The following is a 12,584-nucleotide window of genomic DNA, read 5'->3' on the forward strand; positions in this document are numbered from 1 at the left end:
CCCGCGGGGGGGGGGGGGGGGGGGGGGGGGGGGGGGGGGCCGGGCGCAGTCTGGGCCGTGCCGACGGCGCTGACGCAAAACCCGGCCAGCGCGAGGAGTGGGCGGCTCATGACGGCCGCGATTCTCGACGCGCGCAGGCCTCGCCCGCCGTGTAAAGCGCTCATTTACATGATCACAAGCGCCAGTCCAGCCCAGGCCCGTCGCCGTTCGGCAATGGGATTGTGTTGAACTGCGAGCACGGCGCTTCAAGACACGGGTGCACCGGGCGGCGGTGCCGTCACCGCCGGCCGCAGGGCTGCGCGTACCTCGTCAAGCCGAGGCGGCTTGCACAGCAGGCAGTCCACGAACGGCGTGTGGCCGCTGTCATTGGCCATTCGGCGGCCCCAGCCGGTCAACATGACGACCCGGGTCGCCGGGCGCAGCGCCTTGACCTCGCGGGCGACATGCGAACCGTCGACATAGGGCATGCCCAGGTCGGTGATCACGACGTCGAAGGCCCGGCCCCGCGTCAGCTCGCCGCGAAACAGCTCGATCGCCTCGCGCCCGCTTTCGACCAGGCTCACGTCGTGACCGTCGTCGCGCATGGCGTCGCCGAGCGGGTAGAGCACGAAGGGATCGTCGTCGACCAGCAGCAGCCGCAAGGGCGCCGCGTCGACGGCACCCGCGGCGGGGCCGGTGGCCGGCTCGGGCAGCAGTGCCTGCACCGGCAGCTGCATGCGCACCGTGGTGCCCTTGCCAGGCGCGGTGTCGATGTCCAGCCGGCCGTGGTTGCGCTGGACCATCGCGTAGACCATCGCCAGGCCCAACCCCGTCCCCCGCCCGGCCTTGGTGGTGAAGAAGGGCTCCAGACATTGCCGCCGCGTCTGGGCACTCATGCCGACGCCGGTGTCTGCAATGCACACCTCCACCATGGGTAGGTTGTCGTGCTCCGTCAGGCATCGGGTGCGGAAGCTGAGTACGCCGCCGTTGGGCATGGCGTCAACCGCGTTGAAGACGAGGTTGGTGAAGGCGTCGCGCAGGTCGCCTGCGTTGATCTGCACTTCAGGGATGTCCGGCCCAAGGTCCGTCTCGGTGTCGATCTTCGCGCCGCCCCGCAGTGCCGCATCGCGCCATCTGGCCTGGGTCAGCTCGATGACTTGTCGAATGGCCGCGTTCACCGAGGCATGGCGGGTGTCCGCAGCGATGTCGTGGGTTGGGTGGAATTCGCGCATCCGCTCGACGGTGCTTGCGATGCCTTCCGCCGCCAGCTGCATGGTCGCCAGCTTCTGGCGGCCCGCCGCGGACAGGCCGGCTTCATGCTTGAGCAGGGATTCGATATACAGCACCAGCGGCGACACGGCATTGTTGATGTCGTGCGCGATGCCGCTGGCCATCTCACCGAGGGCGCGCAGGCGTTCTTGCTTGAGTGCGGCCGTCTGCGATTGCTCCAGGGTGTCATAGGCCTTGCGCAGCGCGGTGTAGAGCTCTGCCTGGTGCAGGGCCAGGGCCACCTGCTCGCCAAGCTGGCGCAGGAACTCGCAGTCCGTGCTGGAGAACGAATCGCCGGTTGCGCGCGCGGCCAGGATGACGCCGAACACGCCGCCCTGGGAGCTCAAGGGCACCAGCACCATGGCCTGCAGGCCGATGCTGGCCAGGCGCTGCGGCAGCTCGTGCGGCGAAACGGCGGTGGCGGGCTCGTACACCAACTCGCCGCCCACGGCACGCGACAGCCCGTCGCCGTCGGTCGCGATGGTGTCGCCCACGGCCAGGCTCATGCGGCCGGCTTTTTCCACGCTGCGGGCGCCCAGCTGTTCGATGGTGATGACCTTGGCGCGCGGATCGAAGGGCGCCGCTGCGCAGAAGCCCAGCGGCATTTGCTCTTCCAGCTGAGCCACCACGACGCGCAGGATGTCGGCGATGGACTGCCGGTCGGCGATGGCGCGGGTGATCCTGTGCAGCAGCTGCAGCCTGCCCATCTGCGCGGCCAGGCGCATCTCGGCCTCCTTGCGCTCGGTGATGTCCTGCACCGAGCCCCGGAGTTGCACCGGCTTGCCGTCGGGCGCCGTGCGCAGTTCGCCGCGCATCCGCACCCAGACCTGCGCCGCCCCGGCAAGGCGCATGGGGTACTCGATGTCGAGGGCGCCCGAGCCCGCCCAGGCTGCCTGGAGGGCCGCTTGCAGTGGCTCGCGGTCGGCCTCGGCCAGCCGCGCCAGCCATGCATCCAGGGTTTGCGGAATGGCCGTGCCCAGCAGACCCGCGAGATGCGAGGTGCCACCGAGCCGCCCGGTGCGCAGGTCGATCTCCCAGTAGCCGATGCGGCTGATGCGCTGCGAGGCCACGACCTTGGCCTGCAGGATCTTGAGTTCATCGAGCAGGTTCTCGCGTTCACTCGCGCGTTCCTGAAGGGTCTGTTGCAGCCGGGTGAATTCATCATGCAGGGCGGTGAGCTCCAGCGCCTGCGGCCGCTGCGGCGCCGCCTCATCGGGCTGGCCCGCCGCGAACTGCCGCATGCGCGACAGCAGCCCGGCAATGGGCATGGCGATGCCGCGCCGGCCCAGGCGCCAGGCCAGTGCGGCGCCGAGCGCGGCCGCCATCAGCAGGGCCGCGATCTGGTTCAGCAGACGCCGGGTCACGGGGGCCAGCAGCTTGGCGGTGTCCAGCCGTGTGGCCACCACGATGGCGGTGGGGTGAAAGTCACCGATGAGGCGGACGGATTCGAAGCGGCCGGCCTGCGGCGCCAGCGTTTGCCGCAGTCCGGCGCGCCGGATGCGCTGCAGCAGCGCGTCGTCGGCCACCGGGCCGCCGAGGACGCTCGCGTCCGAGTGCGTCGACGCCAGCACGATGCCGTCCCCGGTCGTGATGTCGACCTGCATGAAGTCCGGCAGCTTCAGACTGCGCAGTCGAGCCGCCGCCCGGTCGAGGTCCAGCGCAGCAAAGACGACCCCGCTCGGGCCGGCACCCTCCACGCGTTCGAGCCGCGCCGCGAAGGTCAGCGCACGCAGCTTGGTCACGCGGCCGATCACGTATTCCGCACTCACCCCCGAGCTTCTCAGGGCCTGCTTGAAGTAAGCCCGGTCGTTCACGACGACATGGGTCGCCGGCGTGACGGCCGAGCACACGATGCGGCCGTCGAGGTCGGCCAGACCCAGGTTGGTGTATTGCGGGAAGGCACGCTGCACGCCGGCCAGGAAGGGGTTGCACTTGTCGCGGTCGGCGGTGCTGACGACCGGGGCCGCGGAGATGGCTTCCAGCACCTGGCGGGCACCGTCGTAGCGCCTGCGCTCCAGCATCGCCACCAGCGCCACGGTGGATTCGATCTGGTCCTCCGCCGCGCTGATCAAGCGCGCCCGTTCGACGCGCCAGCCGGCCACGACCACGATGAACAGGGGCACCAGGGCGAGCAGGATCGACGCGGCCAACAGCTGTTGAACATTGGGCCGCCAGGGCCCCGGGCGGCGCAGGGTGGTTGCCATGAGCGGGCTAGGTGAGGGGCCGGTGCGGGTCGACCAGACCCTGCCGGGCGCAGTACAGCGCCAGCGTGGCGAGGTCGCCGATGTGAAGCCGCTCCAGGATCCGCGCGCGGTGGGCATCCACCGTCTTGGAGCTCAGGCCGAGGCGATAGGCGATCTCCTTGCTCGTCAGGCCGCTGGCGAGCAGCACGCAGATGTCGATTTGCCGCGCCGTCAGCACCTCTCGCGCATCCACCTCGGGCGGCGCCAGCAGGCGCACCGTCACCTCGGGGCAGAAATAGCCACGGCCGGCCAGCAGTGAGCGCACCGCGTGTTCGAACTCCATGGTCGACCCGCCCTTGAGCAAGTAGCCGTTGGCGCCGCACTGGACCGCGCGCCGCACCATGTGCGGCGCATCGTGCAGGCTCATGACCAGCAGCCGTATGCCAGGCTGCGTCCGGCGAAGCTCGGTCAGGGCCGCGAAGCCGTCGGTCCCGGGCATGGTGATGTCGGTCGTCACGAGGTCCGGCTTCAGCCGCGCGGCGGCTTCCAGCAGGTCGTCGCCGTCAGTCGCCTCATGCAGCACGCTGACCTCGGGCATCTGCTCCAGCAGCAGGCGCAGGCCCGCGCGGATGGCGAAATGGTCGTCCGCGATGATCACGCCGGCGCTGCCGGGGCGCTCAGGGTTGGACATCGCCGTCCACGGGCAGGACCACGCTGAACTCCGCCCCGCCGGCCGGCAGGGCCTGTGCGCGGACGGCGCCGCCATGCCGCTCGACGATGCGCTTGACGTTGGCCAGGCCCATGCCGTTGCCATCGAACTGTTTGGCGCTGTGCAGCCGCTGGAACGGGATGAAGAGGCGATCGGCCTGGGCCGGGTTGAACCCCACGCCGTTGTCGCGCACCGACAGCACATGCCCCACCTCGGGCTCGATCCGGTGCGCTACCTGGATGCGGGCGGGGTCGCGGATGGCGCTGTACTTCAATGCGTTGGCGAACAGGTTGACGAAGACCTGTTCCAGCAACGAGGCGTCCCCGAACACCGTGGGCATGGGGTCGACCGACCAGTCAGCGGCGCGGCCCGGGTTGCTGAGCTGCACCATCTCGCGCGCGCGCTGCACGACTCCGTTGAGGTCGACCCTGGTGCGAGTCAGCGGCCGCTCTCCCAGGCGGGCGAAGGCGAAGAGATCGCGCACCAGCCGGTCGGCGCGGTCGGCGGCCATGATGATGTGGTTGGCAAACATCGTCAGGTCCGGCGAGGCATCGGGCGGCAGTCGGTCGGCCAGCATGCGGGCAAAGCCGCGCACGATGGTCACCGGCTCGCGCAGGTCATGCGCCACCCGGGCGCTGAAGAGTTCCAGGTCCCGGTTGGCCGCCTCCAGCTGGGCCGCGCGCAGGCGGTCCCGCTCTTCGAGGGCGCGCTTCTCGCGCGACACGGCCCGCAGCTGCAGCGAGCGCCGCAACACCGGCAGCAGGGCGGCGAGCGAGATGGGCTTTTGCACGTAGTCGACCGCCCCCGAATGCAGGGACTGCACGGCGGTGGGTACGGTGGCGTAGCCGGTCAGCACGATGACGCCCAGGTCGGGGTCGATCTCCCGGGCTTTGCGCAGCATGGTGATGCCGTCCATCCCAGGCATCCGCAGGTCGGTCAGCAGGAGGTCGAAGTTTTGTTCGCCCAGCGCGGCCAGGGCTCGCTCCGGCTCGTCGTGGCAACTGGTTGCGAAGCCCTCGTCGCGCAGGCTCTCGCAGAGCGCGCGCAACTCCACGCCGTCGTCGTCGACAACGAGAACGCGCGCTGTGGCTTCGGGGGTGAGAGGCACGGCGGCTAACTCCGATCCGCCGCGGCGGGGCCCGGTAGCTTCAACATCTAATGCCCTTTGCAATGCCCGACAGTACGAACGTAGGTTGCTGGGCAATCGACGCGCCTGGGCGTCGACGGTGTAGGCCAATCACTGTGGGGTGTGGCGTATATGGCGCCATGCGGTGGGCCGCGCCTTGCCTAGAGTTGCCGCCATCCCCGACCATTGCAGCCTCAAGCCATGTGCGCACCTCATCCATCCTCGACCAACGCCCGCGGCGCACCACGCCCCTACCGGGTACTGCTGGCAGACGACAACCGCGATGCGGCGGACAGCCTTGCCATGCTGCTCGACTTCGCCGGCTGCCAGACGCGCGTGGCCTATGACGGCATCGAAGCCGTGGCCGCCGCGCTCGACTTCGTGCCCGATGTCGCCATCCTGGACATCGACATGCCCGGCCTCAATGGGTACGAAGTGGCACAGAGGTTTCGTCGCTCGGCATCACCGGCGGCTCTCGGCTTGATCGCCTTGACCGGCCGGGGCACCTCCGCGGACGCATCGCTCGCTGCAGAGGCAGGGTTCGACGTGCATATCACCAAGCCGGGGGCGCCTGGCGCGATCATTGCCCTTGTCGCCGACTTGGGTTCCAGGTGCAGCGGCACGCCGGGTGACTGGGGTACCCTGGGCGAACGCGGTGTGTCGGGCACGGGTTGCGACGCTGAATGTGGCGCCCGCTGACGGCCCAACCATTGCTGCCGGGGCCTCGCCGCGCCACACCCGTCGGAACCGCCATGCGTCTGAGCACCTTCATCCTGACCCACCTCGACACCATCGTGGATGAATGGGTGGCGTTCGCGCGGCAGCTGTCGCAGGCAGGGCCTGCGTTGTCGGAGTCGGCGCTGGCTGATCACAGTCGTGAGATTCTGAGCACCATCGCAGAGGACATGGACACCGCGCAGGGCGAACCGGCACGCCAGGCCAAGGCCAGGGGGCATGCGGCCTCCCATGACAGGCCAGGGCGGACGGCCGCGGGCGCACACGGCGCGGTCCGGCTGCTGGACGGGTTCGACCTCGACGACATGGTGGCCGAGTACCGCGCCCTGCGGGCGTGTGTCCTCAAGCATTGGCGTGATGCCGGCGACGGCGTGCAAGACCGCAGGGAAGCGGTCGAGGAGATCGCCCGGTTCAACGAGGCCATCGACCAGGCCATTGCCGAGAGTCCGTCCACCACTACACCCTGGACGTGGCGCGGTCGCGCGACCTGTTCCTGGGCGTGCTCGGTCACGACCTGCGCAACCCGCTCGGCATCATCGACAACTCGGCCGCCGTGCTCGACAGGCCTGACCTGTCGTTGTTTGCCAGGCAGCAAGCCGTGGAACGGGTGCGGCGCGCCTCTTGGCGCATGCGCAGCCTGATCACCAGCCTGCTTGACTACACGCAGGCGCGCTCGGGCCACGGCTTGACAGTGACCCGGGCGAGCTGTGATCTGCGCAAGACCTGCGAGGACGTGATCGACGCCACCCGGGCGGCCTGCCCCCGGCAGCGTTTTGTGGCCGACCTGGCGGGGGACCTCACCATGGCGGTGGACGGCAACCGGGTCGAGCAAATGCTTGGCAACCTGCTGGCCAATGCCGCGCAGCATGGCGCGCCGGGGGGGCTGGTGTCGTTGACGGCGCGGGGCGGCGCAGATGAAGTAGTTCTTTCCGTCAGAAATACGGGTCAGCCCATTCCCCAGGAGCTGTTGCCAACCATCTTCGATCCGCTGGTCCAGGGCCCGCGGGCGGCGGCCGACCACAGCATCGGGCTGGGGCTGTTCATCGTGCGCGAGATCGTCCGCGGCCACCAGGGAAGGATCGACGTGGCATCCACCCAGGCCGGCGGCACGGTGTTCACGGTCCGGCTGCCCCGGCCGGCGCCTTGAACCCTCGCGTGGCTTGCTACAGCGGCGCGGGCCGGGTGACGCTGCGATCGCGCCCGTTGCGTTTGGCCTCATAGAGCGCGTCGTCGGCGCGTTCGATGGCGGCCTCCAGCGCTTCGCCCGAGGCAGCCTGCACCAGCCCGGCCGAGAACTTGTAGGCGACGCCCGCGTACGGCTGCAGCGTGCAGCGAACCCGCTCGATGACCACCTCGGCCTCCTCGATGGAGGTGCCGGGCATCAGCAGCAGGAACTCCTCACCCCCCAGCCGGCCCAGCATGTGGGAGGTGCGCATGCGGGCGCCGACATGCACGCAGAAGGCACGCAGCACCGCGTCGCCGGCCGCGTGGCCGTGCATGTCGTTGATGCCCTTGAAGTGGTCGAGGTCCAGCAGGGCCAGGCTGACGGGCTGCCACTGCCGGCGCCGGTCCGCCAGCATGGCGGCGCCCAGCTGCAGGATGTGGCGCCGGTTGGGCACGCGGGTCAGGGCGTCGGTGAGGGCCTCGTGGACCGCCTTGCCGTGGGCCAGGCGCAGCTCCTCGGCCAGGGCCTCGTTGCGGCTGAGCAACTGCTCGAGCTCGGCGTTGCGCGCATGCAGCTCGCGGCGCTGGTGGTAGAGCTCGACGAACACGCCCACCTTGCTCTCCAGCACATGCGGAGCGACGGGCTTGATCAGGAAGTCGACGGCACCGGCCTCGTAGCCGCGGAAGGTGCGCGATGGACCGTCCGTGTTGCCGGTCAGGAAGATGATGGGGGTGTTGCGCGTGCTGGCATTGCCGCGCATGCGCGCGGCCAGCGTGAAGCCACTCACCAGGGGCATCTCGACGTCAAGCAGCGCCAGCGCCACTTCGTGCTGCTCCAACAGTGCCAGCGCCTGATCGGCGCATGAGGCGGTCAACACGATGACACCGGGTCGCTCCAGCAATGCCTGCGTGGACGCCAAGGCGTCCTCGACGTCATCCACGACGAGGATGCGGGCCGGAGGGGGTGTGTTGACGGCGTTCAAGGAAGGCGGTGTGCGGAGGCCCAACGAACCGGGGGCGCGAAATGCTCACCCTGGCAAACGGCGTGCCCGGGTCGCAGTGGGCCGCCGGCGCGGGGCCTGCCGCCTTAAGCCTTGCTGCCCACGCCCAGGCGCCTGCACAGTTCCAGTGTCAATGCCGACTGGTTGAGCGTGTAGAAGTGAAGGCCCGGCGCGCCGCCGGCGATGAGACGCTCGCAGAGCCTGGCCACCACGTCCAGGCCGAAGGCGCGGATGCTGGCCGCGTCGTCCATGAAGCCTTCCATCTTCATCTGCACCCAGCGCGGGATCTCGATGCCGTCGCGCTGCGCGAACTGCGCGATGCGGCCGTAGTTGTGGAAGGGCATGATGCCCGGCACGATGGGCTGGGTCACGCCAAGTCTGCGGGCCTCGTCGACGAAGTGGAAGTAGGCGTCGGCGTTGAAGAAGAACTGGGTGATTGCGCCATCGGCGCCGGCGCGCATCTTGTCGGCGAAGTGCTGCAGGTCCTTGGCGGCATAGCGCTGTTGGGGGTGCACCTCGGGATAGGCCGCGACTTCGATATGCCAGTCCTGGCCCTGGGTCTCGCGGATGAAGCTGACCAGCTCGGACGCATAACGGAATTCACCGGCGGTGGCCGTGCCGCTGGGCAGGTCGCCGCGCAGGGCGACGACGCGGTGGATGTTCTGGGCCTTGTAGGTCGTCAGGATCTCTGCCAGCCCCAGGCGTGTCGAGCCCACGCAGCTGAGATGAGGCGCGGCCTCGAAGCCGGCCGCGGCGATGTCCATCACCGCGCCCAGGGTCTTGTCGCGCGTGGCGCCGCCAGCGCCGTAGGTGACGCTGAAGTACTGGGGTGCGAGCGCGCCCAGCTCCTGCACGACGGTCTTGAGCTTGTCGACGCCGACTGGCGTGTTGGGCGGAAAAAATTCAAAGGAAACAGCGGTGCTCATCGAGTGGCCCACAGGAAGAATTCACGATTGCCATCACCGCCGGTGATGGGGCTGTCGAAGTAGTCGAGCACGCGCAGGCCCAGGGCGGTGCAGGCCAGGCGCACGCGGCCTTCGAGGCGGGCGTAATCGGCCGGGTCCTTGACGAGGCCGCCCTTGCCCAAGGCCTGCGGCCCGAGCTCGAACTGCGGCTTGATCAGCACCAGCAGATGGCCATGCACCTCCAGCCAGGGCAGCAGCTCGGGCAGGCTGCCGACCATGGAGATGAAGCTCAGGTCGCCGACGATGAGCGGAAAGCCGCCGGTGGGCGAGTGCGCCCGCAGCACGTCCAGCTCGCGCACATGCGTGCCCTCCAGTGCCGTCACACGTGGGTCGCCATGCAGGCGGGCATGCAGCTGGCCGTGGCCCACGTCCACGCCGACGACATGGTTGGCGCCATGGGCCAGCAGGCAGTCGGTGAAGCCGCCGGTGCTCTGCCCGATGTCGAGTGCGGTGACGCCCTTGATGTCGGCCTGCGTGCGGGCAATGGCGCCTTCCAGCTTGAGCCCGCCGCGCGACACATAGCGCAGCTCGGCGTCGTCGGTGACGCGAAGTTGCGCCGTCTCGGGCAGGTCTTCGCCCGCCTTCTTCACGGGGGCCCAGCCGGTGGGCGAGGCCCATTCGGCCGCGCCGTTGCCGATCAGGCGCTGCGCGGCCGAGCGCGTGGGCGCCAGGCCCTGGGCGACGAGGAGCTGGTCAGCGCGCATCGTCAGCGGCGCCCGGCTGCCCGAAGGCGCTGACGCGCCCCCTCGGGGGCAGCGAACGAAGTGAGCGTGGGGGCTTGCATCGACTCTCTTCAATATCGGTAGGTGTCGGCCTTGAAGGGCCCGTTCTTGTTGACGCCGATGTAGGCCGCCTGCTCTTCAGTCAGCTGCGACAGCTGTGCGTTCAGCGTGGTCAGCTGCAGCAGCGCGACCTTCTCGTCCAGGTGCTTGGGCAGCACATAGACCTTGCCGGCCTCATAACGGTCCTTGTGCGCGAACAGCTCGATCTGGGCGATGGTCTGGTTGGCGAACGAGCTGGACATGACATAGCTCGGGTGGCCCGTGCCGCAGCCCAGGTTCACCAGGCGGCCCTTGGCCAGCAGGATGATCTTCTTGCCGTCGGGGAAGCTGACATGGTCGACCTGCGGCTTGATCTCGTCCCAGCCGCAGTCCTCGATGGACGCGACGTCGATCTCGTTGTCGAAGTGGCCGATGTTGCAGACGATGGCGTTGTTCTTCATCGCGACCATGTGCTCGCGGCGGATGACGTTCTTGTTGCCGGTGGCGGTGACGAAGATGTCGGCCTTGTCGGCGGCGTATTCCATCGTCACGACGCGGTAGCCTTCCATCGCGGCCTGCAGCGCGCAGATGGGGTCGATCTCGGTCACCCAGACCTGGGCCGACAGCGCGCGCAGCGCCTGGGCCGAGCCCTTGCCCACGTCGCCGTAGCCGGCCACGACGGCGATCTTGCCGGCCACCATCACGTCGGTGGCGCGCTTGTTGGCGTCCACCAGGCTTTCGCGGCAGCCGTAGAGGTTGTCGAACTTGCTCTTGGTGACGCTGTCGTTGACGTTGATCGCGCGGAACTGCAGCGCGCCCTTGGCGGCCATTTCGTTCAGGCGCAGCACGCCGGTGGTGGTTTCCTCGGTCACGCCGATGATCTCGGCCGCCTTGCGGGTGTACCAGCTGCCGTCCTCGGCCACCTTCTTCTTGATGGCCGCGAACAGGATGCGCTCTTCCTCGCTGCCCGGGTTGGCCAGCACGGACAGGTCCTTCTCGGCCTTCTGGCCCAGGTGCATCAGCAGCGTCGCGTCGCCGCCGTCGTCCAGGATCATGTTGGGGCCTTCGCCCGGCTCGCCCTTGCCGGCGAATTCGAAGATGCGGTGGGTGTAGTCCCAGTAGTCTTCCAGCGTCTCGCCCTTGTAGGCAAACACCGGCGTGCCGACGGCGGCCAGCGCGGCGGCGGCGTGGTCCTGCGTCGAGAAGATGTTGCAGGAGGCCCAGCGCACTTCGGCGCCGAGCGCCTGTAGCGTCTCGACCAGCACGGCCGTCTGGATGGTCATGTGCAGCGAGCCGGTGACGCGCGCGCCCTTGAGCGGCTGCGTGGCGGCGTATTCCTTGCGAATGGCCATCAGCGCCGGCATCTCGTGCTCGGCGATCTTGATCTCTTTGCGACCCCAGTCGGCCAGCGACAGGTCCTTGACGATGTGATTCGGTTTGCTCATGCAGGGCTCCTTCAAGCGAATGAAGCCGCTGGCCGTCGTCGGGAAGTTCAAACTCACCCAGGCACGGTCGGCCAGCGGGTGAGCGCGGTTGCAGTGGATATTTCCGAGCCTGGCCTCAATGGGTGCTGAGGTTGCAACGCTCCTCGGAAGCCGCGCATTCTAGGCCGCCCCGCGGGGCTTTTGCTGCTCGGGCGATGATGACCCCAAGGAGTCAAGCGATGACAAATGCCGTTTCCGCACAAATCCCGCCGCGCCGCCTGGGCGCCGCCGGCCCCGACGTCTCGGCCCTCGGCCTGGGCTGCATGGGCATGTCCGACTTCTATGGCCCGGCCGATGATGCGCAGTCGCTGGCCGTGTTGCACCACGCGCTGGACATCGGCATCAACTTCCTCGATACGGCCGACATGTACGGCATCGGTGCCAACGAGCGCCTGCTGTCCCGGCTGCTTGCCGAGCGCCGCGACGAGGTTGTCGTCGCGACCAAGTTCGGCCATGTGCGCGCACCGGACGGTACGGTCGTGCGCATCGACGGCAGCGCGGCCTATGTGCGCGAGGCCTGCGATACGAGCCTGCAACGCCTGGGCGTCGACCACATCGACCTCTACTACCAGCACCGCGTTGACAAGCGCGTGCCCATCGAGGAGACGGTGGGGGCGATGGCGGAGCTGGTCAAGGCGGGCAAGGTGAAGCATCTCGGCCTGTCCGAGGCCAGCGCGGCGACCATCCGCCGCGCCCATGCCGTGCACCCGATTGCCGCCGTGCAGACCGAGTATTCGCTGTGGAGCCGTGATGTTGAAGTCGAGGTGCTCCCGGCCTGCCGCGAGCTGGGCATTGCGCTGGTGCCCTACAGCCCGCTGGGCCGCGGCTTCCTGACCGGGGCCATCCGTTCCGCCGACCAGCTGGCCGCAGACGACCGCCGCCGCATCCATCCGCGCTTCCAGGGCGCGAACCTGGACCACAACCTCGCGCTCGCGGATGCGCTGTCGGCCCTGGCCACCGAATGGAGCTACACGCCTGCCCAGCTCGCGCTGGCCTGGCTGCTCGACCAGGGCCCGGACATCATCCCCATCCCTGGCACGCGCAGCATGGCCCGGCTGGAAGAGAACGCGCTGGCCGCACGCATCCAGCTTGACGGCGCACGCCGCGAGCGTATCGAGGCCTTGCTGGCCGCTCACGCCGTTGCCGGCACGCGCTATCCGGCGGCACAGATGCCGACGTTGAACGCCTGAAGTCCGCGCCTGGAGCGG

Annotated in this window: 11 protein-coding genes and 1 riboswitch; of the genes, 4 read left to right on the forward strand and 7 right to left on the reverse strand. The window is 68.9% G+C overall.

The annotated features are described in order from the left end of the window. Nucleotides 1-245: 245 nt before the first annotated feature. Genes ACT6S0_RS03470 through ACT6S0_RS03480 form a run of 3 tightly spaced genes read right to left on the reverse strand, consistent with a single transcriptional unit; the run spans nucleotide 246 to nucleotide 5,248 of the window. Complete coding sequence (locus ACT6S0_RS03470) at nucleotides 246-3,452, reverse strand: ATP-binding protein (protein ID WP_444762526.1); 3,207 nt, start codon at nucleotides 3,450-3,452, stop codon at nucleotides 246-248. 7 nt (nucleotides 3,453-3,459) lie between these two features. Beyond that, nucleotides 3,460-4,122: a response regulator gene (locus ACT6S0_RS03475; RefSeq protein WP_444762527.1), complete on the reverse strand. Its 663-nt coding sequence runs from the start codon at nucleotides 4,120-4,122 to the stop codon at nucleotides 3,460-3,462. Continuing rightward, a complete protein-coding gene (locus ACT6S0_RS03480; protein WP_444762528.1) occupies nucleotides 4,109-5,248 on the reverse strand; it encodes a sensor histidine kinase in 1,140 nt (379 codons plus the stop codon). Before ACT6S0_RS03480 ends, ACT6S0_RS03475 begins: the two co-directional genes overlap by 14 nt. Before the next feature lie 219 nt (nucleotides 5,249-5,467). On the opposite strand from ACT6S0_RS03480, the gene ACT6S0_RS03485 reads away from it, so the two are divergent. The 3 genes from ACT6S0_RS03485 to ACT6S0_RS03495 are packed head-to-tail and all read left to right on the forward strand — an operon-like array spanning nucleotide 5,468 to nucleotide 7,148. Further along, nucleotides 5,468-5,965 (forward strand): response regulator, encoded by a 498-nt coding sequence (locus tag ACT6S0_RS03485; RefSeq protein ID WP_444762529.1) that lies wholly within the window; start codon nucleotides 5,468-5,470, stop codon nucleotides 5,963-5,965. A 53-nt stretch (nucleotides 5,966-6,018) separates the two neighbouring features. Next, entirely contained in the window at nucleotides 6,019-6,642 is a 624-nt protein-coding gene (locus ACT6S0_RS03490; protein ID WP_444762530.1) for an RsbRD N-terminal domain-containing protein, read from the forward strand. Then, nucleotides 6,537-7,148: a sensor histidine kinase gene (locus ACT6S0_RS03495; protein ID WP_444762597.1), complete on the forward strand. Its 612-nt coding sequence runs from the start codon at nucleotides 6,537-6,539 to the stop codon at nucleotides 7,146-7,148. Before ACT6S0_RS03490 ends, ACT6S0_RS03495 begins: the two co-directional genes overlap by 106 nt. 16 nt (nucleotides 7,149-7,164) lie before the next feature. On the opposite strand, the gene ACT6S0_RS03500 is transcribed toward ACT6S0_RS03495, so the two are convergent. The 4 genes from ACT6S0_RS03500 to ahcY all read right to left on the reverse strand — a co-directional run bounded on the left by ACT6S0_RS03500 (nucleotide 7,165) and on the right by ahcY (nucleotide 11,337). Next, nucleotides 7,165-8,148 carry a diguanylate cyclase gene (locus ACT6S0_RS03500; RefSeq protein ID WP_444762531.1) on the reverse strand — a complete coding sequence of 328 codons (984 nt, stop codon included), beginning with the start codon at nucleotides 8,146-8,148 and terminating at the stop codon, nucleotides 7,165-7,167. A 104-nt stretch (nucleotides 8,149-8,252) separates the two neighbouring features. Then, the gene (gene metF, locus ACT6S0_RS03505; RefSeq protein ID WP_444762532.1) at nucleotides 8,253-9,092 is read right to left on the reverse strand and encodes a methylenetetrahydrofolate reductase [NAD(P)H]; all 840 of its coding nucleotides are present in this window, start codon (nucleotides 9,090-9,092) and stop codon (nucleotides 8,253-8,255) included. After that, nucleotides 9,089-9,835, reverse strand: coding sequence for a TlyA family RNA methyltransferase (locus tag ACT6S0_RS03510; protein WP_444762533.1), 747 nt, complete (start codon nucleotides 9,833-9,835; stop codon nucleotides 9,089-9,091). The genes metF and ACT6S0_RS03510 overlap by 4 nt, the downstream gene beginning before the upstream one ends. Before the next feature lie 89 nt (nucleotides 9,836-9,924). Beyond that, nucleotides 9,925-11,337: an adenosylhomocysteinase gene (gene ahcY / locus ACT6S0_RS03515; protein WP_444762534.1), complete on the reverse strand. Its 1,413-nt coding sequence runs from the start codon at nucleotides 11,335-11,337 to the stop codon at nucleotides 9,925-9,927. Nucleotides 11,338-11,410: 73 nt separating this feature from the next. Then, nucleotides 11,411-11,488: riboswitch (S-adenosyl-L-homocysteine riboswitch) on the reverse strand. A 67-nt stretch (nucleotides 11,489-11,555) separates the two neighbouring features. Here ahcY and ACT6S0_RS03520 point away from each other — a divergent pair. Continuing rightward, nucleotides 11,556-12,566: an aldo/keto reductase gene (locus ACT6S0_RS03520; protein ID WP_444762535.1), complete on the forward strand. Its 1,011-nt coding sequence runs from the start codon at nucleotides 11,556-11,558 to the stop codon at nucleotides 12,564-12,566. Nucleotides 12,567-12,584 lie beyond the last annotated feature (18 nt).

The organism is Roseateles sp., assembly GCF_052436255.1.
Taxonomy (GTDB): Bacteria; Pseudomonadota; Gammaproteobacteria; order Burkholderiales; family Burkholderiaceae_C; genus Pelomonas.

Coding starts and splice junctions, on each gene's coding strand:
- ACT6S0_RS03470 (WP_444762526.1), bottom strand. CDS start 3,452: ATGGCAACCACCCTGCGCCGCCCGGGGCCCTGGCGGCCCAATGTTCAA.
- ACT6S0_RS03475 (WP_444762527.1), bottom strand. CDS start 4,122: ATGTCCAACCCTGAGCGCCCCGGCAGCGCCGGCGTGATCATCGCGGAC.
- ACT6S0_RS03485 (WP_444762529.1), top strand. CDS start 5,468: ATGTGCGCACCTCATCCATCCTCGACCAACGCCCGCGGCGCACCACGC.
- ACT6S0_RS03490 (WP_444762530.1), top strand. CDS start 6,019: ATGCGTCTGAGCACCTTCATCCTGACCCACCTCGACACCATCGTGGAT.
- metF (WP_444762532.1), bottom strand. CDS start 9,092: ATGAGCACCGCTGTTTCCTTTGAATTTTTTCCGCCCAACACGCCAGTC.
- ACT6S0_RS03510 (WP_444762533.1), bottom strand. CDS start 9,835: ATGCGCGCTGACCAGCTCCTCGTCGCCCAGGGCCTGGCGCCCACGCGC.
- ahcY (WP_444762534.1), bottom strand. CDS start 11,337: ATGAGCAAACCGAATCACATCGTCAAGGACCTGTCGCTGGCCGACTGG.
- ACT6S0_RS03520 (WP_444762535.1), top strand. CDS start 11,556: ATGACAAATGCCGTTTCCGCACAAATCCCGCCGCGCCGCCTGGGCGCC.